Origin of the sequence: Arthrobacter sp. NPDC056691 (genome assembly GCF_042791415.1) — a bacterium.
In the GTDB taxonomy this organism is placed as follows: domain Bacteria; phylum Actinomycetota; class Actinomycetes; order Actinomycetales; family Micrococcaceae; genus Arthrobacter.
Map to the genome: position 1 here is coordinate 45,623 of NZ_JBHTXX010000004.1, position 24,544 is coordinate 70,166.

Annotated in this window: 20 protein-coding genes and 2 tRNA genes; 3 read left to right on the top strand and 19 right to left on the bottom strand. The window is 66.8% G+C overall.

Features of this window, described 5'->3' with window-relative positions; translation table 11 throughout:
- Positions 1–4: 4 nt before the first annotated feature.
- From ACFRAU_RS05275 to leuC, 6 genes are all read right to left on the bottom strand, one after another.
- The gene (locus ACFRAU_RS05275; protein ID WP_377995537.1) at positions 5–1,150 is read right to left on the bottom strand and encodes a D-alanine--D-alanine ligase family protein; all 1,146 of its coding nucleotides are present in this window, start codon (positions 1,148–1,150) and stop codon (positions 5–7) included.
- A 17-nt stretch (positions 1,151–1,167) separates the two neighbouring features.
- Positions 1,168–2,220, bottom strand: a complete 1,053-nt coding sequence (locus tag ACFRAU_RS05280) for an NAD(P)H-dependent glycerol-3-phosphate dehydrogenase (RefSeq protein WP_377999108.1) — start codon at positions 2,218–2,220, stop codon at positions 1,168–1,170.
- Positions 2,217–2,963 (bottom strand): lysophospholipid acyltransferase family protein, encoded by a 747-nt coding sequence (locus tag ACFRAU_RS05285; RefSeq protein ID WP_377999109.1) that lies wholly within the window; start codon positions 2,961–2,963, stop codon positions 2,217–2,219. The genes ACFRAU_RS05280 and ACFRAU_RS05285 overlap by 4 nt, the downstream gene beginning before the upstream one ends.
- A gap of 10 nt (positions 2,964–2,973) precedes the next feature.
- Positions 2,974–4,299 (bottom strand): UDP-N-acetylglucosamine 1-carboxyvinyltransferase, encoded by a 1,326-nt coding sequence (gene murA, locus ACFRAU_RS05290; RefSeq protein WP_307103597.1) that lies wholly within the window; start codon positions 4,297–4,299, stop codon positions 2,974–2,976.
- Between the two features lie 190 nt (positions 4,300–4,489).
- The gene (leuD, locus tag ACFRAU_RS05295; protein WP_377995540.1) at positions 4,490–5,092 is read right to left on the bottom strand and encodes a 3-isopropylmalate dehydratase small subunit; all 603 of its coding nucleotides are present in this window, start codon (positions 5,090–5,092) and stop codon (positions 4,490–4,492) included.
- Positions 5,093–5,101: 9 nt separating this feature from the next.
- The gene (gene leuC, locus ACFRAU_RS05300) at positions 5,102–6,556 is read right to left on the bottom strand and encodes a 3-isopropylmalate dehydratase large subunit (RefSeq protein WP_377999110.1); all 1,455 of its coding nucleotides are present in this window, start codon (positions 6,554–6,556) and stop codon (positions 5,102–5,104) included.
- Between the two features lie 111 nt (positions 6,557–6,667).
- Here leuC and ACFRAU_RS05305 point away from each other — a divergent pair, with 111 nt between their 5' ends.
- The 3 genes from ACFRAU_RS05305 to ACFRAU_RS05315 all read left to right on the top strand — a co-directional run bounded on the left by ACFRAU_RS05305 (position 6,668) and on the right by ACFRAU_RS05315 (position 8,695).
- Positions 6,668–7,387 carry an IclR family transcriptional regulator gene (locus ACFRAU_RS05305; protein WP_043420062.1) on the top strand — a complete coding sequence of 240 codons (720 nt, stop codon included), beginning with the start codon at positions 6,668–6,670 and terminating at the stop codon, positions 7,385–7,387.
- Positions 7,388–7,619: 232 nt separating this feature from the next.
- Complete coding sequence (locus tag ACFRAU_RS05310) at positions 7,620–7,865, top strand: hypothetical protein (RefSeq protein ID WP_377999111.1); 246 nt, start codon at positions 7,620–7,622, stop codon at positions 7,863–7,865.
- Between the two features lie 278 nt (positions 7,866–8,143).
- Entirely contained in the window at positions 8,144–8,695 is a 552-nt protein-coding gene (locus ACFRAU_RS05315) for a DUF1697 domain-containing protein (RefSeq protein WP_377999112.1), read from the top strand.
- Positions 8,696–8,708: 13 nt separating this feature from the next.
- On the opposite strand, the gene ACFRAU_RS05320 is transcribed toward ACFRAU_RS05315, so the two are convergent.
- The 13 genes from ACFRAU_RS05320 to ACFRAU_RS05380 form a co-directional block, all read right to left on the bottom strand.
- On the bottom strand, positions 8,709–10,322 hold the full coding sequence (locus tag ACFRAU_RS05320) for a GTPase (protein WP_377999113.1): 1,614 nt from the start codon (positions 10,320–10,322) through the stop codon (positions 8,709–8,711).
- Complete coding sequence (locus ACFRAU_RS05325; protein WP_377999189.1) at positions 10,319–12,112, bottom strand: dynamin family protein; 1,794 nt, start codon at positions 12,110–12,112, stop codon at positions 10,319–10,321. The genes ACFRAU_RS05320 and ACFRAU_RS05325 overlap by 4 nt, the downstream gene beginning before the upstream one ends.
- Positions 12,113–12,261: 149 nt before the next feature.
- Positions 12,262–12,334, bottom strand: a tRNA-Glu gene (locus ACFRAU_RS05330).
- 130 nt (positions 12,335–12,464) lie between these two features.
- A tRNA-Gln gene (locus ACFRAU_RS05335) sits at positions 12,465–12,536 on the bottom strand.
- A 163-nt stretch (positions 12,537–12,699) separates the two neighbouring features.
- Positions 12,700–13,452, bottom strand: a complete 753-nt coding sequence (locus tag ACFRAU_RS05340; RefSeq protein WP_377995546.1) for an HAD family hydrolase — start codon at positions 13,450–13,452, stop codon at positions 12,700–12,702.
- Complete coding sequence (gene gltX / locus ACFRAU_RS05345; protein ID WP_377999114.1) at positions 13,452–14,963, bottom strand: glutamate--tRNA ligase; 1,512 nt, start codon at positions 14,961–14,963, stop codon at positions 13,452–13,454. The genes ACFRAU_RS05340 and gltX overlap by 1 nt, the downstream gene beginning before the upstream one ends.
- Positions 14,964–15,025: 62 nt before the next feature.
- On the bottom strand, positions 15,026–15,802 hold the full coding sequence (locus ACFRAU_RS05350; RefSeq protein WP_377999115.1) for a fumarylacetoacetate hydrolase family protein: 777 nt from the start codon (positions 15,800–15,802) through the stop codon (positions 15,026–15,028).
- Positions 15,803–15,820: 18 nt separating this feature from the next.
- Positions 15,821–16,627, bottom strand: a complete 807-nt coding sequence (locus ACFRAU_RS05355) for an MBL fold metallo-hydrolase (RefSeq protein ID WP_377999116.1) — start codon at positions 16,625–16,627, stop codon at positions 15,821–15,823.
- A gap of 128 nt (positions 16,628–16,755) precedes the next feature.
- Entirely contained in the window at positions 16,756–17,868 is a 1,113-nt protein-coding gene (locus ACFRAU_RS05360; RefSeq protein WP_377995550.1) for a branched-chain amino acid aminotransferase, read from the bottom strand.
- Between the two features lie 100 nt (positions 17,869–17,968).
- Positions 17,969–19,021 carry a 3-isopropylmalate dehydrogenase gene (locus tag ACFRAU_RS05365; RefSeq protein ID WP_377995551.1) on the bottom strand — a complete coding sequence of 351 codons (1,053 nt, stop codon included), beginning with the start codon at positions 19,019–19,021 and terminating at the stop codon, positions 17,969–17,971.
- Between the two features lie 210 nt (positions 19,022–19,231).
- Positions 19,232–20,791, bottom strand: a complete 1,560-nt coding sequence (gene metG / locus ACFRAU_RS05370; protein ID WP_377999117.1) for a methionine--tRNA ligase — start codon at positions 20,789–20,791, stop codon at positions 19,232–19,234.
- A gap of 34 nt (positions 20,792–20,825) precedes the next feature.
- The gene (locus ACFRAU_RS05375) at positions 20,826–21,581 is read right to left on the bottom strand and encodes an ABC transporter ATP-binding protein (RefSeq protein ID WP_377995553.1); all 756 of its coding nucleotides are present in this window, start codon (positions 21,579–21,581) and stop codon (positions 20,826–20,828) included.
- Positions 21,578–24,373, bottom strand: a complete 2,796-nt coding sequence (locus ACFRAU_RS05380; RefSeq protein ID WP_377999118.1) for an ABC transporter permease — start codon at positions 24,371–24,373, stop codon at positions 21,578–21,580. Before ACFRAU_RS05380 ends, ACFRAU_RS05375 begins: the two co-directional genes overlap by 4 nt.
- Between the last annotated feature and the right edge of the window lie 171 nt (positions 24,374–24,544).

A 24,544-nucleotide genomic window follows, 5' to 3' on the forward strand; every position in this document is an offset into this window, starting at 1 on the left:
GAATCTAGCGCAGGCCCGTTTTGCGGGTCAGCGCCAGGTGGATCAGCTCATCGATCAGGTCCGGATAGGACAGGCCGGTGGCTGCCCACATCTGCGGGTACATGCTTTTCGGGGTGAACCCGGGCATGGTGTTGATCTCGTTGATGATGAGGTCGCCGTCCTGCGTGTAGAAGAAGTCGACCCGGCTCAGGCCCTCCGCTCCCACTGAATCGAACGCCGCGGCAGCGAGCTCGCGGACGCGGGCAATCGCTTCCCCGGGCATGTCCGCAGGGCAGCTCAGGGCGGCCGCGTCATCCACGTACTTGGCCTGGAAGTCATAGAACTCGTGCTCACCGGCGGCCACGGAGATCTCGCCCGGCAGTGACGTGCGGGGCGCATCGCCACCGCGCCCCTCGAGCACGGCGCATTCGATTTCCCGGCCCACGATGCCGGCCTCAATCACCAGTTTCGGGTCATGCTCCCGGGCCGCCTCGATTGCGGCGTCCAGGGCGTCGAGCGAATCGACCTTGGAGATGCCCATCGAGGATCCGGCGCGGGCGGGCTTGACGAACACCGGGAAGCCCAGCAGGTCGACCTGCTTGCGGACGGATTCGGGATCATTGCGCCACTGCCGATCGGTCACTGCGATGTACGGACCCACTTTCAGGCCGGCGGCCTCGAAAACCACCTTCATGAAGTGCTTGTCCATGCCCACGGCTGAGGCCAGCACGCCGGCGCCGACGTAGCGGGTGTCGGAGAGTTCCAGGAGCCCCTGGATGGTGCCGTCCTCGCCGAACGGCCCGTGCAGCAGCGGGAACACCACATCAACGGCGCCAAGTTCCTGCGGCACTTCGTTGGGGGCCGTCACGATGAGCTGGTGCTCGCCGCCGATTTCCGTGAGGCTTACCGTCTGGGCCGACGGCGGGACCTCGGGAAGCGAGGTGGCGGAGAGGGACCACTGGGCTGTGTCCCCGGACGCAAGCACCCACTGGCCGGATTTAGCGATGCCGATAGGAACGACGTCGTACTTGTTCCGGTCGATGGCCCCCAGCACTCCGGCAGCGGTTACGCAGCTGACGGCATGCTCACTGGAGCGGCCGCCAAAGAGGACGGCGACCCGCGGCTTGGCTGGGGCAGGTGCGCTTTGGTTCGTTGTGTCCGCTGCGGTCAAGTTTTCTTCCGACACTGTCAGTAATCGCCTTCGGCTTTAAGTTCCCGGGACAGCAGCAGCGGCCCGAGTTGGTCAACGGACAATTTTCCGGCGAGGACCGCGACGACGGCCGCCGTGATGGGCATTTCGACGCCGAGCTTGCCGGCCAGTTCGTGGACGGCCTGGCCGGACTTGATGCCTTCAGCCGTCTGGGTCATTTTCTGGGCGACCTCGTCAAGCGTAAGTCCTTGTCCCAGCAGGCGGCCCGCGGTGTGGTTCCGGGACAGCGGCGACGAGCATGTTGCCACCAGGTCGCCGAGACCGGCCAGCCCGGCCATGGTGTGGGCCTTGCCGCCAAGGGCCAGGGCCAGGCGGGAGGTTTCGGCCAGGCCGCGGGTAATCACTGAGGCCTTGGTGTTGTCCCCCATCTGCTTACCCTCGCAGATGCCCACGGCCAGCGCGATGACGTTCTTGACGATTCCGCCGATCTCGACGCCGACGATGTCAGACGTGGTGTAGGGACGGAAGTACGGGGCGGTGCAGCTTCTGGCGATCCAGCCGGCCGCGGCGGAGTCGGGGCAGGCGACGACCGAGGCCGTGGGCTCCTCCCGGGCGATCTCCATGGCCAGGTTGGGGCCGGAGACGACGGCGATGCGGTTGGCGGGAATGTCAAGTTCCTCGGCGATCACCTCGCTCATCCGTGCGTCCGAGCCCAGTTCGAGGCCCTTCATCAGGGACACCACGAGGGCATCAGGCCCGACCAGGGGCTTCCATTTGCGCAGCTGGAGCCGCAGCGACTGGGCGGGAACGGCGAGGACCACGAGGTCAGCTCCGGACAGCACCTCCGCCACGTCCGTGGAGGCGGTAATGCTCGGCGGAAGGTCGATGTCCGCGAGGTACTGGGGGTTGCGGTGGTTGTTGTTGATCTCAGCAACGACTTCCGCCCGGCGTCCCCAAACCCGGATCCGGCGGTCAACGCCCGAGGCGGTGGCGGCGTCGGCCAGGGTTTTCGCGAACGTGGTCCCCCACGAACCGGCGCCCAGGACTGCCACGGACACGGCCGAACCGGGCCGGCCGTGGACAGGCGTCATTTCCCGCCCCGCTCGACGTCGCGGCCGTGCTTCGTCTGGTTGTGGGCGGTCGGGTCCCAGCGCCGGGCCGGCGCCTGCTCCCCGCGGAGTTCGGCCAGGAGCCCGGTCACGGCGTCCATGATGACGTCCGTGGCCTCGGCCAGGGTGGCCTTGTCCCGGGACCGGCCCGCGAACCGGGAAAGGTCAACGGGGTCGCCGATCCGGATCCTGGACGTTTTGCGCGGGAACAGGTGGAACCGCTTGGCGTAGCGGGGAAACAGCTCGTGCGCGCCCCAGTGCGCCATCGGCACCACCGGGATGCCGGTCTCAAGTGCCAGGCGTGCGGCGCCGGTGTGACCCTTCATCGGCCACAGGTCCGGATCGCGGGTCAGCGTACCCTCGGGGTAGATGATGATGGCTCCACCTTCAGCCACAATCTCCTGGGCGAGCTGCAGCGAGCGGTTAGCCCCCGCCGTCGAACGTTCCACCGGAATCTGCTTGGTGGCATGCAATACCTGGCCAACCACCGGGACCTTGAAGAGGCCCGACTTCGCCAGGAAGTGCGGGGCGCGCTTGTTGCTGTACAGCATGTGCCCGATCACGAGGGGGTCGATCTCGGTGCAGTGGTTGGGCACGGCGATGAATCCGCCCGCGGGAAGTTTGTCCGTGCCCTCCCATTTCTTGTTCATGATCAGGTTCAGGACCGGCCGGACAATGCCGGCGATAATCACGAACGTTATGTGGCTTTTGGCCGATTCTTTCACCGGGCCCCCGCTACTTCGCCGACGAGATGTCGAAGTCCGCGCCCAGCCCGGCCAGCTTCTCCGTGAACCGCTCGTAGCCGCGGTTGATGATGTCGATGCCCGTCACCCGCGAGGTGCCCGTGGCGGCCAGGGCGGCGATCAGGTGGCTGAAGCCGCCGCGGAGGTCCGGCACGTCAATGTCGGTTCCCTTGAGCTGAGTGGGACCCGAGATGACGGCGGAGTGCAGGAAGTTCCGCTGCCCGAAGCGGCACGGCACGCTGCCCAGGCATTCCCGGTGGACCTGGATACTGGCGCCCATGCGGATGAGGGCGTCCGTGAAGCCGAAGCGGTTCTCGTAGACGGTCTCGTGCACGATGGACACGCCTTCGGCCTGGGTCAGCGCTACGACGAGCGGCTGCTGCCAGTCGGTCATGAATCCCGGGTGGACGTCCGTTTCGAGGACCAGGGGGCTGAGTTTGCCGCCGCGGTGGTAGAAGCGGATGCCGTCCTCGCCGATGTCCATGCCGCCGCCCACCTTGCGGAAGGTGTTCAGGAAGGTCATCATGTCCCGCTGCGAGGCACCTTCGACGAAGATGTCGCCGCGCGTCACCAGCGCCGCCGACGCCCAGGAGGCCGACTCGTTGCGGTCAGACAGTGCCCGGTGGTTATAGCCGCCCAGGTCGCGGACACCCTCGATGCGGATGGTCCGGTCCGTCTGGACGCTGATGATGGCGCCCATCTTCTGGAGCACGGCAATGAGGTCGACGATTTCGGGCTCGGTGGCGGCACCGGAGAGTTCGGTGATGCCTTCGGCGCGCGTTGCGCTCAGGAGGACCTGTTCCGTGGCACCGACGGAGGGGTACGGCAGGGAGATCTTGGCGCCGTGCAGCCCCTTGGGCGCGGAAATGTGGATGCCGCCCGGGCGCTTCTCGACGACGGCACCGAACTGCCGCAGCACGTTCAGGTGGTAGTCGATGGGCCGGTCGCCGATCTTGCAGCCACCCAGGTCCGGGATGAAGGCCTCCCCGATCGCGTGGATCAGGGGTCCGCACAGCAGGATGGGAATCCGGGAATCACCGGCGTGGGCGTCGATGGCCGTGCTCGGCGCCGTCTTGGCCGCCTTGGGATCCAGGGTCAGGTCGCCGGTGACGGGGTCCTTCTCGACGGTCACGCCGTGCAGCTGGAGCAGGCTGGTGACCACCTCCACGTCCTTGATCTCCGGAACGTTCCGCAGCACGGAAGGCTCGTTGCCCAGCAGGGCAGCCACCATGGCCTTGGGCACAAGGTTCTTGGCACCCCGGACGCTGACACGGCCTGTTAGCGGGACGCCTCCGCGGATTGTCAGAACACTACTCATTTACCGGTTTCCTCACGACTACTCGCCCCCCAAATCCTTACAAAGGCACCAGCTAAGCATATGAGTTCGCGTTACCGAACCGAAATACTGACGCGGACGCGTGGGGCGCGGCGGCCGATCCCGGGGCAGCGGAAAGGCCCGCCGCGGCTGTCCGCGGCGGGCCTTTCCGGCAATAGTTTCCGGATTCCGGTCAGGAGGTCCTGGCCGGCAGCGTCAGGGGTTTGAAGGACGGCCGGGTGGCTTCGTAGGCCGTGATGTCCTCCTCGTGCTGCAGGGTCAGCCCGATGTCATCGAGGCCCTCGAGCAGGCGCCAGCGCGTGTAGTCGTCGATCTCGAACGGCGCCACCACGTTGCCGCAGGTCACGGTCTTGGAGGCGAGGTCAACGGTCACCTCGGTCCCGGGGGCGTTCTCGAGCGTCTTCCAGATGAGCTCAATGTCATCCTGGGCAACCTGGGCCGCAAGGAGTCCCTGCTTGCCCGAGTTGCCGCGGAAGATGTCGGCGAAACGGGAAGAGAGGACGGCACGGAAGCCATAGTCCTTGAGCGCCCAGACGGCGTGCTCACGGGAGGAACCGGTGCCGAAATCGGGGCCGGCCACCAGCACGGACCCGGCGTTGAACGGCTCCTGGTTCAGGATGAAGGAAGGGTCCTTGCGCCACGCTGAGAACAGCGCGTCTTCAAAGCCGGTGCGGGTGATGCGCTTGAGGTAAACGGCCGGGATGATCTGGTCCGTGTCAACGTTGCTCTGGCGCAGCGGGACGCCGACGCCGGTGTGGGTGGTGAACTTTTCCATGGCGTCTTCCTAGGCGGCGTCGGTGGTGAGGGCTGCGGATTCCGGTGCCGGTTCGAGGTCCGACGGCGAACTCAGCGTTCCGCGGACGGCCGTTGCGGCTGCAACCACCGGGGAAACGAGGTGCGTACGGCCGCCCTTGCCCTGCCGGCCTTCGAAGTTGCGGTTGGAGGTGGAGGCGCACCGCTCCCCCGGCTCCAACTGGTCCGGGTTCATGCCCAGGCACATGGAGCAGCCGGCGAAGCGCCATTCTGCGCCAAAGTCCTTGAAGACCTTGTCCAGGCCCTCAGCCTCGGCCTCAAGCCGTACGCGGGCCGAGCCGGGGACTACCAACATCCGGACCTTCGGGTCCTTCTCGCGGCCGCGGATGATGTCCGCCGCGGCGCGCAGGTCCTCGATGCGCGAGTTGGTGCAGGAGCCCAGGAAGACGGTGTCCACCCGGATGTCCTTCATGGGCGTTCCGGCTTCCAGGCCCATGTACTGCAGGGCACGTTCCGCGGCGGCCTTGGCGTTCTCGTCGCCGAAGTCTTCCGGGGACGGCACCTTGGCCGACAGCGAGACGCCCTGGCCCGGGTTGGTGCCCCAGGTGACAAACGGCTCGAGGGTGTTTGCGTCCAGGTCAACCTGGGCGTCGAAAACGGCGTCGTCGTCGGTGCGCAGCGTGTTCCAGTATTCGACGGCGGCATCCCAGTCGGCGCCCTGCGGCGCGTGCGGCCGGCCGTTGACGTACGCGTACGTGGTCTCGTCCGGAGCCACCATGCCTGCGCGGGCGCCGGCTTCGATGGACATGTTGCAGATGGTCATCCGGGCATCCATGGACAGCGCACGGATGGCCGAACCGCGGTACTCCAGGACATAGCCCTGGCCGCCGCCGGTGCCGATCTTGGCGATCACAGCGAGGATGATGTCCTTGGCGGTCACGCCGGGGCGCAGCGTGCCCTCGACGTTGATGGCCATGGTCTTGAACGGCTTGAGGGACAGTGTCTGAGTGGCCATGACGTGCTCCACCTCGGACGTGCCGATGCCCATGGCCAGCGCACCGAACGCGCCATGCGTGGAGGTGTGCGAGTCGCCGCACACCACTGTCATTCCGGGCTGGGTCAGTCCCAGCTGCGGACCTACAACGTGCACGATGCCCTGCTCGGCGTCACCGAGCGGGTGCAGGCGGACGCCGAACTCCTCGCAGTTGTTGCGCAGGGTCTGGATCTGGGTCCGGCTGGTAAGATCGGCGATCGGCTTGTCGATGTCCAGCGTCGGGGTGTTGTGGTCCTCGGTGGCGATGGTGAGGTCCAGGCGGCGCAGCTTGCGGCCAGCCAGGCGGAGACCTTCGAAGGCCTGCGGTGAGGTCACCTCATGGACGAGGTGCAGGTCGATGTACAGAAGGTCAGGCTGGGCGTTGGCGCCTTCGCCGTCGCCTTTGCGCACCACGTGCGCATCCCAGACTTTCTCGGCCAATGTTTTGGCCATGGCCATCTCCCTTCGATGCTGTTTGTTGTTGGATCCACTGAAACAGCAGACCCCTGTAATAAGCCAGTCCAAAGATTTGCATCTCAGATATTGAGACGGCAATATCAATACATGGACAATTCTAGTGGAGTCGGTGTCATTGATAAAGCAGCACAGGTGCTCGACGCGCTTGAGGCCGGCCCCACCACTCTTGCGCAGCTGGTCGCTGCCACGGGACTGGCGCGGCCCACGGTGCACAGGCTGGCGCTGGCGCTGGTCCACCACCGCCTCGTAAGCCGCGACATCCAGGGCCGGTTCGTCCTCGGCAGCCGCCTCGTTGAGCTGGCGTCCGCCGCGGGCGAGGACCGCCTCATCGCCTCCGCCGGTCCTGTCCTTATGCAGCTCCGCGATGCCACCGGCGAAAGCGCCCAGATCTTCCGCCGCCAAGGCGACTGGCGGGTCTGCGTTGCCTCCGCCGAACGCCCCATTGGCCTGCGCGACACCATTCCCGTGGGAACGCAGCTGTCCATGAAGGCCGGATCCGCCGCCCAGGTGCTGCTCGCCTGGGAGGACCACGACCGCCTGCTGGAGGGCCTGCAGTCCGCGCGCTTCACGCCCACCGTTCTGGCGGGGGTACGACGGCGGGGCTGGGGCCAGAGCCTCGGCGAACGTGAGCCGGGCGTCGCCTCAGTCTCGGCACCTGTGCGCGGCCCCTCCGGCCGCGTCATCGCCGCCGTTTCCATCTCCGGCCCCATCGAGCGGCTCACCCGCCAGCCCGGCCGGCTGCATGCGGAAGTCGTGTGCAACGCGGCCCGCGTCCTGACGGAAGCGCTCCGCAAGAATAACGACTAAAGGCGCGTAGGGGTGGCCACGCCGTTCATACCCGAACGAGCGTCGGAGCACTGTCCGCGGGCACGAACGCGCCCAACTGGGTAGCACTTCAGGGCGTTCCCACGGCTGGGAACGCCCTGATCTGCTACCCAGTTGTCGTTCCCGGGCGGATTCAAAAAAAGCTTTTTGGATCACTCCCCCAAGCCGGTCCGCTCGGCCCTTAATTGTCAGTCCCACTTGGCAGACTGTGTTCATGGAAGGCAGCGGGAATTCGGCACTAACAGCGGCGCCGCACGGCGATGCCCTGCACGCTGCCGCGGTTCCCGGCGACTTACGTGATGCCGAGTTCCGTTTCGATGCGCTCGCCTCCACCGGATTCCGGGACTACGGGTTTCCGTATGACGATGATCTCGACGCCGCGTATCCGGAATCTTTTCCGGAGGACCCGTTTCCCGAGGCCTTGTTTGCCGGCCGTCCTTTCGACAAGGACCCCCTCTGACGACGGTGCCTTTAACGACGGCGTTGCCTCCAGCGCCGCCACTTCCTGGCACGTTGCGGCGCGTTCCTCTGCGCAGGAGCCTGCAACCACCACGGGCTCGTTTCTGCCGGCGGCTGACCTCACCGCTGACAGTGCCGGGCTGATCGACCAGATCCGCGCGGGCGAGAACACGGTTGTCGGGGTTCCCGCTGTACGAAGAGTTTGAAAGCCGGACGCAGCACCACGACCTGTCGGTCCAAGCCGGGCAGTACGGCGCAATCGGGCAGTAGTGTGGGCGCATGACCAGCTACGCAGTGTTCCTCCGCGGCATCAACGTGGGCGGCATCAACATCAAGATGGCCGACCTCAAGGAAGCCCTGAAGGAGGGACCGTTCACCGGCGTGAAAACGCTGCTGGCAAGCGGCAATGTGGTGCTGGCCAGCGATCTGGACCCTGCCGGCGTGAAGAAGGAATTCGAGGCAACCCTAAGGAAGGCCTTCGGCTACGACGCATGGGTGGTGGTCCTGACCGCTGGCCGGGTGGCCGAACTTGTTGCCGTGTGCCGCTACCCCGCCGACGATAAAAGCACGCACACCTACCTCACGCTTGCCTCGGACACTGCTTCGCTGGACGAGCTGTTCGCCACCGGGAAAGCCCTGGATGGCGTAGAGCAGGAACGGCTCGGTCCCGAAGCCCTGGCCTGGCTGGCACCCGCCGGCGGCACCCTGGAGAGCCCGTTCAGCAAGCTGACTGCCAAGCCGAAGTACAAGACCTCCACAACCACCCGGAACCTTCGCACCATGGTTAAAGTCCGGGACGCCGCGGCGGCCCTGGACACGGCAGCCGGCTGATGCGCCGGCACTGCTAGCCCGCGGCGGCCCGCAGCGCCGCGTTGAACGCCTTCAGCCGCCGCACCTCCGCCTCCACGGGCTCCACAACAAGCTGGCCCGCCACCCCTGCCACGGCCGCGTTGAGCCGTTTCCTGGCCCTCGCGCCGCGGCGGCTGGCCACGCCGGCAGCGATGAATTTGGCCGTCACGGCAAGCAGGATTCCCAGCGCAGCTCCGCCGGCAATCATCAGGGTGGGGACCGGCCAGCCCTCCACCCGGGGCACTTGCGGGACAGGCAGCTGCAGGTAGCCGAGCCCGGCAAGCACGCCAAGCCACCCCAGGCCTGCCACGGCGGCAAGCAGCGCCAGCCACTGGATCACGTTGAACAAACCCCACCACCAGGACTTCCGGCCAGCACCGAGGTCTGCCCCGGCAATGGCTTGGTCAAGGGCGTCCGGCAGCCGGTCCCTCCCCATCCGGGCCGCCGCACGGATGGACGCCCGCCACGGGCCTGGGGCACCTTCACTGGCGGCGTCGGCAAACTGGCGGACCGCGGCATCGCTCCGTGCCCGCTCCGGAGCGCCTGCCGGCGGCAGGGACGTCCGGTTCACCTCGGCGCTGGCATTGCGGCGCAGGTTGAGCCGGCGGAGCGGATCGGGCCTGAAGCGGACGAGCCACCGCGTCACAGGCCAGCCCGTGCGCCGGGTGGACTCGATCCGGTAGGACGAGGACACCGCATCGGCCACCAGCGGCACGTTGGCCGCCGTGGCCAGTTCGCCGGCGAGCCGGGCCACCATTCCGCTTTTCACTCCGGCGGCTTCCCCGCGCCCCGAGACCTCCTCCAGCTGCGCCGCCGACTTGGTCACGTCCGCGGACAGACGCAGTGACAGCGCTTCCCGCTGCGAGACAACGCGGCGGATGGCAGCCCGGACACCGCCCACTCCCGCTCCGGTCAGCGCGGAGGCCGCCAGCACCTTGACAGCACCCAGCCCGTCGCGGGCCAGAATCCCGCGCAGCGACTCCAGCACGGGCTCGACGTCCCCTGCCGGAAGCCTGTCCACCTGGTTGAGCACCACCAGAGTGACGGCCCCGTGGGACGCCAGCGGAGCCAGGAAGCCGTTGTGGACGGCGGCGTCGGCGTATTTCTGCGGGTCCAGCACCCAGACCAGGACGTCCACCATCCCCACCAGCCGCTCCACGGTCTCCCGGTTCGCGGTGCGCGTGGAATCGAAGTCGGGCAGGTCCAACAGAATCAGCCCGGTATCCTCGTCGGCAAACCCGTCCACGGGATCGGCGAGATGGCGGGCGCGCACGTCCAGCCAGTCCAGCAGCATCTCACTGCCGTCAGCGCCCCAGACGCTCGCCAGGGGCTCGGATGTGGTGGGCCGGCGCGCCGCCGCCGTCGCGATTTCAGCGCCGTTCACGGCGTTGAACAGGGTGGATTTCCCGCTTCCGGTCGCCCCGAAGAAGCCCACCACCGTATGGTCGGCAGAGAGTGCCCGCCGCGACCGGGCACGCTCCAGCACCCCAAGCACCTCCTCGAGGCAGGCTTCGGGCAGCACGCCGTCGGCCAGTTCCCGCGCCTCGCCCAAGGCCTCCAATCGGCTTTGCAGCCGCGCCTCTTCCCTCGCCCTCCCCCGGCGGTTCATGTGGCGTCCGCCAGCCGCGTCAGCGCCTGCGCATGTTCGGCGAGTTCGACGGCGGCCTGCCCGGCTTCCGGGTCCAGCCGCGAAAGGAAGCGCTCCTGCTCGGCCGCCAACAGGCCTCGGCACCTGCTGCTCAAATCGTTCCGGGCGGTCCGTGCGAGACGGCGCACGGCATCCTCGCCGAAGACGGCCTCCAGCAGTTTCTGGCCCACGACGGCGGTGCCTCCGGCGACGCCGATCTCAAGCCCGGTCAGCCCGGCAGTCATGGAAAAAACCACGATCATCAGGGCGGCGCCGAGGCCGTTGATGCCGAACGAGAGCCACCGTGCCTGCGTCCGCTTGTCCTGCCCTTCGGTCCTGATCAGTTCCATGAGGCCCGCCTGCCAGTCGCGTATCTCGGCTGCCACGAGATCCCCAAAGCCGGGGCTCGTTCCCGAGAGGTCATCTGTGCCCAGGAGCTGCCGGCCCGCCGGATCTGAGCGCCAGCGCTGGTCCGCGTCCTCCGCCGCTTTGGCGGCCTCATCGAGGATGACGGCCTCGAGGCCTGTCTCAATGGCGGTTTCCACTTTCACGGCGGGTGCGGGCTCACCCCGGAAGAAAGCCCCAAGCCTGTCGCGGAACCGCCCGACGTTTTGCTCCAGGCTCCGGAAGAACTCTCCCGTTCCCACAAAGTCCTGCCAGCGGGCCAGGACCTCCCCGCGGAGGAGAGCCCCGTCCTTGGTGGCGTCGATGATCCGGGTGCCCGCGCCCTGGTAGGCGGCACGCACGTCATCGCCCAGCAGGTCGGCCGCGCGGCCCTGCTCCTTTGCGGCGTCGGCGATGCGTCCCACCCGTTGCCCAAGCTCCCGCACCGCGCCGTGCAGGGTCCGCCGCACGATGTCGGCGCGGGCAGCGGCGTCGTCGGCAAGGCCTCGAAGCCAGTCCTGCACGGGCTCCACGGTTGCCGGCCGCAGCATGCCGGAGCTGCCAAGGGGGACTTCCGGGATGACGAAGAGGCGGGCGGCGCCCAGGCCTTCCCGTGCCAGCATGCTTCGCAGGTCCTCGCTCACCTCGGCTTCCGCAGCGGGCGGCACACGGTCGAGGACCACCGCCACCATGATGTCCCTCGACGCCGCATTCAGGAGCAGCTTCCACGGAACGGCGTCAGCGTAGCGGTTGGCAGTTGTCACAAAGATCCACAGGTCCGCTGCCGCCAGCAGCTGCCCGGCCAGCCTGCGGTTCTCGTCGGAGATGGAGTCCACGTCCGGAGCGTCCAGCAGTGCGATGCCCTGGGGAACGGCAGGATCGCCCACGAGGACCAGCGACGAAACGGGCGCGGTCTCCGACGGCGTCCCGGACCGGCTGACAGGCGCAGGCGTGGCAACGGCCGGGACGGCCCCAGAGGCAGCACCCGGGACGATGGTTCCGCGGATCCGGCTGAGGCCGGGCAATACCCGCTGGTCCTCGAACCAGGCAACCTCCGAGGGGTGGTGCAGCAGGATGGGCTGGCGGGTGGTGGGCCGGATGGCGCCGGCGCGCGTGACCGGATGGCCGACGAGTGCGTTCACGAGAGTCGATTTGCCGGCACCCGTTGAGCCGCCGACGACGGCCAGCAGCGGAGCGTCAAGGCTGCGGTAGCGGGGCAGGATGTAGTCATCGAGCTGGGCTATGGAGTTCCGGGCCTCCAGCCGCGCCTGGTCAGCTGCCGGCAGGGCCAGCGGCAGCGAGACAGCTGCCAAGCCGCGGCGGACCTCCTCCAGCAGGCGCACGCCGGCAGGCTGCGTTTCCATTTCCTGGCCGTTGTTTGGCGGCATCCGATTGGAGGTCACAGCCTCATCATGCCAGTTCGGGCCTGCGTTAGGTCGAACAAGTGCATTACCTGGCCGCAAACGCCCTGCGGTCCTACAGCATTTTCGGGCAAAGCAAAACCGGCCCCGAGCTGTTGCCCGGAGCCGGTTACTTGTGACCCCAGCGGGATTCGAACCCGCGTTACCGCCGTGAGAGGGCGGCGTACTAGGCCGCTATACGATGGGGCCGCGTACTTTCCGATCAGCGCTTCCGCCGATCAAGCCAAGTTAGTGTTTCACACATTTGGCTTTGTTCCAAATCGATAATTTTCGATTCGCAACACCTGAATTTCTGCGGAAAATCCGGAGAAATTCAGAGCTGGGATACCAGGACTCGAACCTAGAATGACGGTACCAGAAACCGTAGTGTTGCCAATTACACCATATCCCATTGGCACTTTCGGGCCGGTCGAAAGTCTTTATCTTTCGCTCCGTGCCCCTCAGCACGAGTAATTACTCTACCCGAGACTTTTGCGCCGCACAAATCGGCGGGGCGTTACGTGCGCCACACTTTGGGAGTACCGCGGCGGGTGCAGGCAACGGGCCCCGGCCGACTAGCTGGACCCGGCCGGCAGCGCCAGCAGTTCCAGCAGCGAGGTGATCTCCTGCCCCTGGAAACCCGGAGCCTGCTCCCCGCTGCGGTTCAGCCAGATGCCCAACAGTCCTGCCGCCGTCGAGCCCTCAGCGTCCAGGAGCCGGTTGTCTCCTATATAGAGCGTGGAGGCAGGCGTGCTGCCGATCAGCCGGACGCCTTCGAGGTAGATGGCAGGGTCCGGCTTGGGGACGCCGACGGTATCGGTGCCCACAAGGAACCGGATACGTTCCAGGCCGGCGCTGTCCAGCTTCACCCGCTGGTAGTCGTGCACGTTGTTGCTCACGGCGCCATAGGGAATACCGGCCTCGTCCAGGACGTCGAGGAACGGCAGGACATCCTCAAAGGTCCTGACGTAGCTGGGCTGCAGCCGCGAGTAGGTGCTGAGCCAGTTGTGCGACTCGTCCCCCTCGCCCATTTCGACGCCGAAGTGGCCCAGCGCCGCCCGGCCCCGGAGCAGCCGCTGCTCGTTGAAGGTCAACTCGCCGGCGAGGTAGCGGTCGTAATAGTGGGTTGTCTCGTGCGTGAAGATCCGCCCCACCTTCTCCCACCCCGCCTGGTCCAGGCCGGGCAGGAGGTGTTCACTGGCGTCACGCAGAGCCGTGGTCATGGCGTAGGCAAGGTCCACGAGGGTGTCGTCAATGTCGAACAGGACACCGCTGACCGCCCCGAGGCTGCGGGACAGGACGGCGGTTTCCACTGCTGGCTGTGACATCAGCCGCGGAAAGCGCGCAGGCGCGCCAGGGACGATTCCTTGCCCAGGATGACCATGGACTCAAACAGCGGCGGCGAGATCCGGCGGCCGGAGATCGCGGTGCGCACGGGGCCGAACGCGAGCCGGGGCTTGATTCCCAGGTCCTCCACCAGCGCCTGCTTCAGCGCGGACTGGATGTTTTCGGCATTCCACTCGTCGATCGGCGCGAGCGCGGCAATGGCGGCATCCAGCACTTCGGCAAGGTTCCCGGGCAGGCCCTTGCGGGCGTCGTCGGCAATGTCGATGGCGTCGTCCGCCTTGAACAGGAAGGCCAGCATGTCCGGGGCTTCACCCAGCAGGGTGATGCGTTCCTGGACCAGGGGTGCGGCTTCGGTAAGGATTTCCTCCTCGCGGTCCGTCAGGATCTCCCCGACAAGGTCCGCGTCGCGGAGGTAGTGTGCCACCCTGTCGCGGAACACCTTGGGTTCGAGCATCCGGACATGGGTGCCGTTGATGGCCTCGGCCTTTTTCAGGTCGAAGCGCGCCGGGTTGCCCAGGACGTCGTGGATATCGAAGTGCTCCACGAGCTGCTCCACGGTGAAAATGTCCTCATCGGCGCTGAGCGACCAGCCGAGCAGGGACAGGTAGTTCAGCAGCCCCTCGGGGATGAAGCCGCGCTCCCGGTGGAGGAAGAGGCTGGACTCCGGATCACGCTTGGAGAGCTTCTTGTTGCCCTGGCCCATGACGTAGGGCAGGTGGCCGAACTCCGGCATGTACTCAGCGACGCCCACCGCGTAGAGGGCCCGGTACAGGGCAACCTGCCGCGGTGTGGAGCTCAGCAGGTCCTCGCCGCGCAGCACGTGCGTGATGCCCATCAGCGCGTCATCCACCGGGTTGACCAGGGTGTAGAGCGGCGCTCCGTTGGCCCGCACGACGGCGAAGTCCGGGACGGAACCTGCCTTGAAGGTGATCTCGCCACGGACGAGGTCGGTGAACGTGATGTCCTCGTCCGGCATGCGCAGGCGGAGGACAGCCTGCCGGCCCTCTGCCCGGTACTGGGCCAGCTGCTCTTCTGTCAGGTGCCGGTCAAAGCCGTCGTAGCCAAGCTTCGGGTCCCGGCCGGCGGCACGGTGGCGTGCCTCGATCTCGTCGGGGGTGGAGAAGGACTCGTAGATGAATCCGCCGTCGTGCAGCCGCTTGATGACGTCCTGGTAGATGTCCCCGCGCTGCGACTGCCGGTAGGGCTCGTGCGGACCGCCCACCTCGACGCCCTCGTCCCAGTCGATGCCCAGCCACTTCAGGGCATCCAGCAGCTGGTGGTAGCTCTCCTCGCTGTCGCGTGCCGAGTCGGTGTCCTCGATCCGGAAGACCAGGGTGCCCTTGGTATGGCGGGCGTAGGCCCAGTTGAACAGCGCCGTGCGGATCAGCCCGACGTGCGGAGTACCCGTGGGCGAGGGGCAGAAGCGGACGCGGACAGGCGTTTCGGCGGTGACGGCAGGAATGGCAGCTGGAGCGGCGGAGGGGGTAGTCATAGTGATACCAACTTTACCAACCGGGCACCCCTTCCCCTGCCCGGTTGGCGGACCGTCGGCGGCTAGCGGCGGACTACGGGGTTGGACAGGCGCCCGATGCCCTCGATCTCCACTTCGTACCGGTCCCCGGCCTGGACGAGGCCGACGCCGGCCGGCGTGCCTGTCATGATGACATCGCCCGGCAGCAGCGTGAACGCGCTGGAGACGATCGAGACCAGTTCGCGGACGCCACGGATCATCTGGCTGGTGCTGCCGTCCTGGCGAAGTTCGCCGTTGAGCCGGCCCTTGATGGACAGGTCCTCGGGATCGAGTTCGGTCTCAATCCACGGACCAAGCGGCGCGGACGTGTCGAAGCCCTTGGCACGCGTCCACTGCAGGTCTGTCTTTTGGACGTCCCGGGCCGTGAGGTCGTTGCCACAGGTGTACCCGAAGATGACGTCGTCAACCCGCTCTTCCGGCACATCCTTGCAGATCCGGCCGATGACGACGCACAGCTCCGCCTCGAAGGAGACCTCCTCGGAGAACTCGGGCAGAACCACAGGATCGTTCGGACCCACCACGGAGGTGTTGGGCTTCAGGAACAGCAGCGGCTGCTGGGGCACCTCATTGCCGAGCTCGTGGGCGTGCTCCACAAAGTTACGCCCCACGCCGATCACCTTGCTACGCGGAATGATGGGCGCCAGCAGACGGACGTCCTCGAGTTTGTGCCGCACGGAGGTGCGTTCCACACCGTGGAAGAAGGGGTCCCCGTTGATGACAGTGATTTCCTCACTGCCGGGCTGGCCTTCAACAACGCCGTAAAGGGGATCAGAATCGACTACAAACCGGGCAATACGCATGGTCCCAAGCCTACAGTCTCAGTCCCCGCCCCTCAGGCGGCGCAGGTATTCCAGCTGTGCCGCCACCGAATTCTCCGCGGCGCGCCGGACGGAGGGGTCGACGTCGGCATACACAACGCTGGTGACCTCACCCACGGCAGCATCCGGGCCCAGATCCTCCAGGGCCGCCCGGATCTGCGCCAGCCGGTCCAGCCGGTGGTCCCGGTAGGCGCGGACCACCGCGTCGAGCGCCGGCAGGATGGGTCCGTGGGCGGGCAGGACGGTGGCCGGTCCCAGCCGCTCCAGCCGGTCGAGGGAGGAGAGGTAGTCGGCCAGCGTGCCGTCCGGGTGATCAAGCACGGTTGTTCCCCGGCCCAGGATGGTGTCGCCGGTCAGCACCGAGCCGGCGGGCCCGTCGAGGGGCAGGTGGAAGCAGACGGAGTCGGAGGTGTGCCCCGGAGTGGAAACCACCCTGATCTCGGTTCCGCCGGCGGCGATAGTCTCCCCCGGCTGCAGCGCGGCTCCCCCATGGCAGTGCTCGCGGGCGGCGGCCCGGACCGGGGCGCCGGTGATTTCGGCGAGGCGGGCCGAACCCGCCGTGTGGTCCGCGTGCCGGTGTGTGATCAGGACGAGCTCGACGGGCCCGGCAGCCGCCAGCGCCTGAAGGTGCGTCTCGTCCAGCGGACCCGGATCAACCGCCACCACCGCCCCGTGGCCCCGTTCCCCGACGATGTAGGAGTTGGTCCCGTCCAGGCTCATCGGCCCCGGGTTGGGCGCGAGGCGGAAACGCGTCAGCGGGCTGCTGTCAGTAAATCCAATGGCGATGTCCTGAGTCACAGGTTTCATTCTGTCATCCGGGAACAGCCGGAACAGCCGGCGCCTGGTGACCAGAACGACGGCGGGCGGCCGGTGAGCTGCCGAAACAGCCCAGCCGGCCTCCCGCCGTCGTTCTCAAAGGAGTCAGCCGAAGCGGCTCAGGCGAGCCGGGTCAGCCAGCCGTGGGTGTCCTCGACCGTTCCGGTCTGGATGCCGAGCAGCTGCTTGCGGATGGCCATGGTGGTCTCGCCGGCCTTGGCGTCCTCCGAGCCAATGAATTCCGTAGCATCCTTCAGGACACCGATGGGAGTGATGACGGCGGCGGTGCCGCAGGCAAACACCTCGGCGATCTCGCCGGAGGCAACACCGTCGCGCCATTCGTCCAGCGTGATCTTTCGTTCGGTCACTTCGCGGCCCATGTCCTTGGCAACCTGGATGATCGAGGAGCGGGTCACGCCCTCGAGGATGGTGCCGCTGAGCGCGGGCGTCACCAGCGAGCCGTCCTTCAGAACGAAGAAGACGTTCATTCCACCCAGCTCCTCAACGGCGTTGTCGTTGAACTGGTCCAGGAACAGCACCTGCTTGCAGCCGTTGGCCTCGGCCTCCTGCTGCGCGATGAGCGAGGCCGCGTAGTTGCCGCCGCACTTCGCAGCACCCGTGCCGCCCCGGCCTGCCCGTGCGTATTCGCGGGAAATCCAGATCGAGATCGGCTTCAGCTCCCCGCCGAAGTAGTTTCCGGCCGGCGAGGCAATGACGCGGAACGAAACCTCACGGGCTGCCCGCACGCCCAGGAATGCCTCGGTGGCGATCATGAACGGGCGCAGGTACAGGGCCTCGCCGTCGCCGGCGGGAACCCATTCCTTGTCTGCCGCCACGAGTTCACGGATGGCGCCGAGGAAGTATTCGGCCGGAATCTCCGGAAGCGCCAGGCGGCGGGCGGACTTGTTCATCCGGGCGGCGTTGGCCTCCGGCCGGAAGCTCCAGACGGAACCGTCAGCATGACGGTACGCCTTCAGCCCCTCGAAGATTTCCTGCCCGTAGTGCAGCACCGCGGCGGACGGGTCCAGCATGATCGGGCCGTAGGCCTCGATCCTCGCATCATGCCATCCGCCCTGTCCGCCGGCGTCGACCGTGTAGTCAACAATCGCAGTGTGGTCGGTGAAGTGGTCGCCAAAGCCTGGGTTGGCCAGGATGGCTGCACGCTCCTCAGCGGACCTCGGGGTTGCCGAGGGGTGCTGGGTGAATTCGACGCCATGGGCAGTCTGAGTCATGGTTCCTCCACGGTCGGCTGCCTGGCATCTGAACGTGGTTCAGCATCGGACCACGGCAGCGATTGGTAATTCAGGTAAAGCTTACGCCTGCTGGCGGGGGCTAAACGGCCGCCGCAATGGCATCCCCGATGGCCCTGGTGCTGCGCACTTCGCCGTTGCGGCTTTCGACGTCGGCCACCACCGCGGACTCGATCCGCCGGGCTGCGTCGGCGTACCCCAGGTGGTCCAGCAGGAGGGCTGCGGACAGGATGGCGGCGGTGGGGTCGGCCTTCTGCTGGCCGGCAATGTCTGGTGCGGAACCGTGCACGGGTTCAAACATGGACGGCGCAGTGCGGTCCATGTTGATGTTGCCCGAGGCCGCCAGGCCGATGCCCCCGGTGACGGCTGCAGCAAGGTCGGTGATGATGTCGCCGAAGAGGTTGTCGGTGACGATGACGTCGAAGCGGGCGGGATCGGTGACCATGAAGATCGTCGCCGCGTCGATGTGCAGGTAGTCGTGGGTGACCTCGGGGAATTCCTTGGCGACGGCCTCGACAGTGCGCTTCCACAGGTGGCCGGCAAAGACCAGCACGTTGTGCTTGTGAACCAGGGTCAGCTTCTTGCGCGGGCGCTCGTTGGCCCGGCGGAAGGCATCACGGACAACCCGCTCCACGCCGTGGGCCGTGTTCAGGGACACCTCCGTGGCCACCTCGTGCGGCGTGCCGCCGCGCAGGGTGCCGCCGTTGCCCACGTAGGGGCCCTCGGTACCTTCACGGACGACGATGAAATCGATGTTGCCCGGTTCAGCCAGCGGGCTGCCCACCGTGCCGTAGAGCCGGGAGGGGCGCAGGTTGACGTAGTGGTCAAGGCTGAAGCGCAGCTTGAGGAGCAGCTCGCGTTCGATCAGGCCCGACGGGATGCGGGTATCGCCCGGCGCTGCACCGATGGCACCGAAGAGGATGGCGTCGCGCGTCTTCAGGTCCTCGAGAACAGCCTCCGGGAGGGTCTCGCCGGTCTCGAGCCAGTGCCGGGCACCGAGCTCGTAGTGGGTCTGGTCCAGGGTGACACCCTCGGCGGCCACCACCTTTTCGAGAACCTTCAGGGCTTCGGCGATGACCTCCGGGCCAATGCCGTCGCCCGGGATGACAGCGAGGTTGATGGTAGATGCGCTCATATTTTCAGGGTAGCCAAGCCATCCACATTCTGGTCAAGCTGTCTCAGCATTCGGTCACGCAGCGGAAACGCTCCTTCAGCTTTCGCAACAAAACCGGAGACGCTCCCTCAGCTTTCGCGGCCCAAACGCCAACACTTCCTCACTCTCCTAAAGAAAGTGAGGAAGCGTTGGGGAAAAACCTGCAGGACGTGAGGACGCGTCCTGATCCTCTTAGGCGTCCGCGGGTTCCTCGTACTTCGGGAACACCGGCGCGGGGGCAGGCAGGTCGGTGCCCGCGATGATCGGCGTCGCGATGGCCGTGAACTCCCGGGCCTCCCCTTCCGGCTGGCCGAGGTATCCGAGCAGCGCGGCGCTGGCCGTGGGCATGACCGGCTGGGCGAGGACCGACACGATGCGCAGCACCTCGAGGGTCACGTACAGCACCGTCTGCATGCGTTCGACGTCGGTCTTCCGCAGCACCCAGGGTGCCTGCTCGGCGAAGTATGCGTTGGTGTCCCCCAGCACCGTCCAGATCGCCTCGAGGGCGCGGCTGAACTCCTGCTTTTCGAAGGCAGCCCGTGCCTGCTCAAGCAGTGCGTTGGCCTGGCCCAGGATGGCGTTGTCGGCCTCCGTAAACGTGCCCGGCACGGGCACCCTGCCCTCGCAGTTCTTGGCCACCATGGACAGTGAGCGCTGGGCGAGGTTTCCGAAGTTGTTGGCCAGGTCGGAGTTCATCCGGCCGACGATTGCCTCGTGGTTGTAGCTGCCGTCGGCACCGAAGGGAACCTCGCGCAGGAAGAAGAACCGGACCTGGTCCAGGCCGTACTGCGCCACGAAGTCCGCCGGGGCAACGACGTTGCCCAGGGACTTGGACATCTTGACGCCGTTGTTGTGCAGGAACCCGTGGATCATGACCCGCTTGGGCAACTCGAGGCCCGCGCTCATGAGGAAGGCCGGCCAGTAAATCGCGTGGAAGCGCGAGATGTCCTTGCCGATAATGTGGACGTCGGCCGGCCAGTACCTCTTGAACGGCTCCGATTCGACGTCCGGGTAGCCTGCGCCCGTGAGGTAGTTGGTCAGGGCATCGACCCACACGTACATGACGTGCTTTTCGTCGCCCGGGACGGGCACGCCCCAGTCGAAGGTGGTGCGGCTGATGGACAGGTCCTCGAGGCCGCGCTTGACAAAGCTGATGACCTCGTTGAACCGGGACTGCGGCGCACCGAACTCGGGCTGTGCCTCGTACAGGGCCAGCAGCTTGTCCTGGTAGGCGGACAGCCGGAAGAAGTAGCTTTCCTCGGCGGTCCAGGTCACCGGGGTGTCAGTCTCCTTGGTGTACCGGGCACCGTCCTCCTTGACCACGGTGTCGTCCTCACCGTAGTAGGCCTCGTCCCGCACGGAGTACCAGCCCTCGTACTTGGACAGGTAGATGTCCCCGTTGGCTTCCATCTTCTTCCAGATGGCCTGCGAGGCGGTGTAGTGATCCGCGTCCGTCGTGCGGATGAACCGGTCGTAGCTGATGCCGAGGGCGGCGTGTGCGGCCTTGTAGATCTCCGCGTTCCGGTCCACCAGCTCCTTGGGCGAGACGCCTTCCTTCTCCGCGGTCTGAGCAATCTTCAGCCCGTGCTCGTCGGTGCCGGTGAGGAACTTCACGTCATAGCCGTCGAGCCGCTTGAACCGGGCCATCGCATCCGTGGCGATGTACTCGTAGGCGTGGCCGATGTGCGGGACGCCGTTCGGGTAGGTGATGGCCGTAGTGATGTAGAAGGGGCTCTTGTCTGAGGAAGTCACGGGCGGAACGTTACCTTTATGCGAAGGAATGGATCTAGATCAGTTCGGTCAGCGTATCGCTCAGCCGGACCAGTTCGTGGTCATGTGACGCCACGAGGACTGCGATGCCGTCGGACGTTGTGTCCTTGAGGATGCTGATGATGCGGTTGGCGGAGGCCCGGTCCAGGCTCGCCGTAGGCTCATCCACCACCAGGACGCGGGTGCCCAGGATCAGGGCGCGGGCGATGGCGACGCGCTGCCGTTCACCGCCGGAGAGCTGCTCGGGACGGTGCCGCATGCGGCGGCCCAGGCCCACAAGGTCCAGCAGGTCCTTGGCCATCTCGCGCCGCTGCTCCACCTCGCCGTCCGGCACCGCCGGGAGGAGGACGTTTTCGAGCGCGCTCATGCCGTCGATCAGGGCGCCGCCCTGGTCAACATAGCCGATCAGGGCTCGGCGGCGGTCGGCGATCTCGTCGTCGGACATGGTTTCGAGGGAATCACCCTCCCACATCACCCGGCCCGACGTCGGCAGGGTCAGGCCCGCTCCGACGGTCAGGATGCTGGTCTTGCCCGAGCCGCTGCGGCCGGCCACACAGTGCATCTCCCCGGCGTTCAGGGTGAGGTCGAAGCCTTCCACGACGCTTACGGCATCGGACCCGTTCTTGCCACCGCCGTAGCGGATGGTGATGTTGCTCAGCTCCAGCGGGGTGGCGTGATCGGCTTCCTTGACAATGGTGTTGGCCCGGGTCTGGACCGGGGTTTCAGCCTCTTTGTTCCCGCGCACGCGGCGAAGGTTCAGGTCGTTACTCATTTGACCACTTTCGTTGCAATCGGAATCCAGCAGAGAACAGCGACAAGCCCGGCCACTGCGGCCCACAGCGCTGCGTAGGGGGCAAGAACAAGGCCGATGCCCAGGGCGCCGAGGATACCCAGCGGGACCGCAACCGCACCCACCAGGGCGTTTTCGAAGAAGCGGACCTGGCCCAGCATGTCGGGGTTCCAGCCCATTGCCTGCAGCGTCCCGAGGTACCGGCGCTTGGCCTTCAGCTCGAACCGCCCGGTCACCAGCGTGAGCAGAAGTCCCACTGCCACTCCGGACAGGCCAAGGACGATGCTCGGCAGGGCCACGCTGGCGGCAGCCAGGCCGCTGAGGGCACTGGCGCCGGCGGCACGCGGAATGTCGATCAGCAGGGCGATCAGGCCGCCAACCGCAGAGCCGAACACACCTACGGCTACCGCCAGCGAAATGGCGTTGAAGCGGTGTGTGCTCAGCTGCCGGTTCGCGAAAGTCAGCGGAGAGTCGACGGCGATGAGCTTCTCGTCGTGCTGCGGCTCCTGGTTGATTTCCTCGCGGTGGCGCAACTGCTGGGCGGCGAAGAAGGCCGCGCCGAGGTAGAGGGCCAGCACGGACGCCGAGACGATGGCGGTGGCGATGTTCCAGCTCAGGAGGCTCAGCACGATGCCGGCCACGGCCAGCAGTCCGGCACCTACAGCAAACTCCTCCAGCACCCACGAGCGGATGCGGCGCTGGGTCCAGCCCATGGCGCGCAGCGTGCCGGCTTCGCTGCGGCGCAGCCGCACGTAGCTGACAGTCGATGCGCCGGTCAGCAGCGCCGCGCCGCAGAGGGTAAGGAACAGCAAGGTGAGGTTCGTCGCCGTCAGCGAGCCGGCCACGGCGTCGGCGGCGTTCTGCCTGACCCACGACTGCTGGACCGTTCCGAGCGCTGACTCCTTGCCGGCGTCGTCCTTGGAATAGCCGGGAACGAAGATGTTGGCGTCCTCGCGGGCGGAGCCGGCCACAACGGTGGCTTCGAGTCCCATGTCCCGGATCTCGGCGGCGAGCTTGTCCACCTCAGGCTGGACCTGCTTCCAGCTGCCGGCCGCACTGGCGCGGACGCGGACGGCGTCGATGACGGAGGCGTTCTTCTCGTAGCCGCGGGCTGCGGCCAGGCCGTAGTAGTCGGTGATGGCGCCGGCCGACTGGCTGACGAGGCCGGTGGCGCTCAGGGAGGGCATGAGCGCGGTGCCTGAAACGTCCGTGCCCTGTGCGTCCTTGGTCAGCGTCATGGGCGCGGGATCGTAGCCGCCGAGCGGAAGCCGGTTAACGTCCCCGGCCGCGTCCTGGACGGCGGCGGGATCGAAGGTGCCGTAGACCATGGCGAGCGGGGTGGCCAGCTTCTTGCCGGTTTCGAGGTTCTCCCGGTAGGAGCGCTCGTCCACGGGGTTCCGCTGGGTCTGGTCCACGGCCTCGCCGTTTGCGCTCTTCTCCGGCAGGCGGTTCACGGTGACCCACTCGCCGGGAGTGGCGGTCTTGTCCTCGGCGCCGTTGCTCGCGGTGGAGCCGGCCGTGTACTTGGGGGCGGAGGCGAAGTTGGTGCTCCAGGTTGGCGGGCTGTAGAGGCCGCGGCTGAAGCTCGCCGAGTTGCCGAGCAGCTTGGAGTAGTCCGTGGACCCGGGCCAGGACAGCGCGAAGGGCGACTTGGAGACGAAGGGCAGGTAGTCCTTGTCGAGCGAGCGCTCGGCCGTGCCGACTTCCTTGACCACGTTTCCGGAGTCGTCGATCTCTTCGATTTTCACGGAGTACTTCAGGTCAACAGCTGTGCCGGAGCGGACGATCAGCGGGATGGCCTGGGAGTCCTCGGTGAGCTGCCCGTTGCGCTTGGCCTGCTGGTACTGGGTCATGATCGGAGCCCAGTACTTGAGCTTCACGCCGAGGAAGTCAGGTCCCTCCTCGAGTTCCTTCATGCCAATGCCCGTGGTGAAGAGGCTCTCCAGGTGCTGCCCGACCGCCTCGGCGCTGCGGGCGTCCGCCGGCGGTGCCTTTTCCAGTGGCGCCAGGAAGTCACCGGCGGTGCCCAGCAGGGCACGCTCAGAGACGGGGTCGACGGCGACCACGGACTCCGTGACCTCCGGAGCCATGGGCAGGGCAACATCGAGGTTGAACAGGTTGTGCTCGGACCCGCCGGCAGGCGCCGGGAACTTGATCCCGGTCTCGCCTTCGGGGCCGGCGATCTGGATGCTGTTGCCTCCCTCGACCTGCTGCTCCACAAGCTTGCCCTTGCCGAGGGTGCCCTCGGCAGTGGACTTGAAGAGGGTGTGCTGCGAGGACCCGTCGGAGCTCGTGGCGCTGGCCGTCAGGCGGTACTTCTTGGGGGTGTCACTCAGCACGGACTGCGCGGCAGGCCACTTGCTGGGATCGGTGCCGCCCGGCTGCCCGGCCGTCGCGGTGCCGACAAGGCCCGCGTTGAAGCCCAGGTAGTCCATGGCCTCCAGGCGCGGCGTCTCGAGGTTCTGCGTCACGCGCGAGACCAGGCTGATGGGCGCGGCCACAGAGGTGCCGGACAAGTCCCGGATCTTCTGCAGCTGGTCGAAGCCGATGCCGCCCTGGCCCGTGGCAATCTCGGGCTGCATGAGCGTGCCGTCCGATCCCGCCTTGGCCTGGACCAGGATGTCGTAGAGCCCGCGCGAGTTCTGGTCCACGGTCCGGTTCAGCGCTGCCTGCGACTGGGTCTGGACGAGGACTGACAGGCACATGGCGAAGATCAGAATGGCAGCGGTCAGCAGCAGCACTTTGCTTCTGATGAACCTCTGGACGGCGTTCATTGGGCTCCCTGAAACCTGGATTGCGTGCGCACGCCACGATGACCGCAAAATGTGGGGTGTCCCTTGCGGGCGTGCAAAAAGTATTGGCCGGCCTGCCGGCTGGATCCTTAAATTCGAACCTAGCCATTGTACGCAGACCGGCCAATCATACTTGGCCGGGGTGAACTCCAG

Bases quoted from the DNA above. Each gene is read 5' to 3' on its own strand.
- ACFRAU_RS05280 (WP_377999108.1), bottom strand. From the start codon at position 2,220: ATGACGCCTGTCCACGGCCGGCCCGGTTCGGCCGTGTCCGTGGCAGTC.
- murA (WP_307103597.1), bottom strand. From the start codon at position 4,299: ATGAGTAGTGTTCTGACAATCCGCGGAGGCGTCCCGCTAACAGGCCGT.
- leuD (WP_377995540.1), bottom strand. From the start codon at position 5,092: ATGGAAAAGTTCACCACCCACACCGGCGTCGGCGTCCCGCTGCGCCAG.
- leuC (WP_377999110.1), bottom strand. From the start codon at position 6,556: ATGGCCAAAACATTGGCCGAGAAAGTCTGGGATGCGCACGTGGTGCGC.
- ACFRAU_RS05305 (WP_043420062.1), top strand. From the start codon at position 6,668: ATGGACAATTCTAGTGGAGTCGGTGTCATTGATAAAGCAGCACAGGTG.
- ACFRAU_RS05310 (WP_377999111.1), top strand. From the start codon at position 7,620: ATGGAAGGCAGCGGGAATTCGGCACTAACAGCGGCGCCGCACGGCGAT.
- ACFRAU_RS05315 (WP_377999112.1), top strand. From the start codon at position 8,144: ATGACCAGCTACGCAGTGTTCCTCCGCGGCATCAACGTGGGCGGCATC.
- ACFRAU_RS05320 (WP_377999113.1), bottom strand. From the start codon at position 10,322: ATGAACCGCCGGGGGAGGGCGAGGGAAGAGGCGCGGCTGCAAAGCCGA.
- ACFRAU_RS05325 (WP_377999189.1), bottom strand. From the start codon at position 12,112: ATGCCGCCAAACAACGGCCAGGAAATGGAAACGCAGCCTGCCGGCGTG.
- ACFRAU_RS05340 (WP_377995546.1), bottom strand. From the start codon at position 13,452: ATGTCACAGCCAGCAGTGGAAACCGCCGTCCTGTCCCGCAGCCTCGGG.
- gltX (WP_377999114.1), bottom strand. From the start codon at position 14,963: ATGACTACCCCCTCCGCCGCTCCAGCTGCCATTCCTGCCGTCACCGCC.
- ACFRAU_RS05350 (WP_377999115.1), bottom strand. From the start codon at position 15,802: ATGCGTATTGCCCGGTTTGTAGTCGATTCTGATCCCCTTTACGGCGTT.
- ACFRAU_RS05355 (WP_377999116.1), bottom strand. From the start codon at position 16,627: ATGAAACCTGTGACTCAGGACATCGCCATTGGATTTACTGACAGCAGC.
- ACFRAU_RS05360 (WP_377995550.1), bottom strand. From the start codon at position 17,868: ATGACTCAGACTGCCCATGGCGTCGAATTCACCCAGCACCCCTCGGCA.
- ACFRAU_RS05365 (WP_377995551.1), bottom strand. From the start codon at position 19,021: ATGAGCGCATCTACCATCAACCTCGCTGTCATCCCGGGCGACGGCATT.
- ACFRAU_RS05375 (WP_377995553.1), bottom strand. From the start codon at position 21,581: ATGAGTAACGACCTGAACCTTCGCCGCGTGCGCGGGAACAAAGAGGCT.
- ACFRAU_RS05380 (WP_377999118.1), bottom strand. From the start codon at position 24,373: ATGAACGCCGTCCAGAGGTTCATCAGAAGCAAAGTGCTGCTGCTGACC.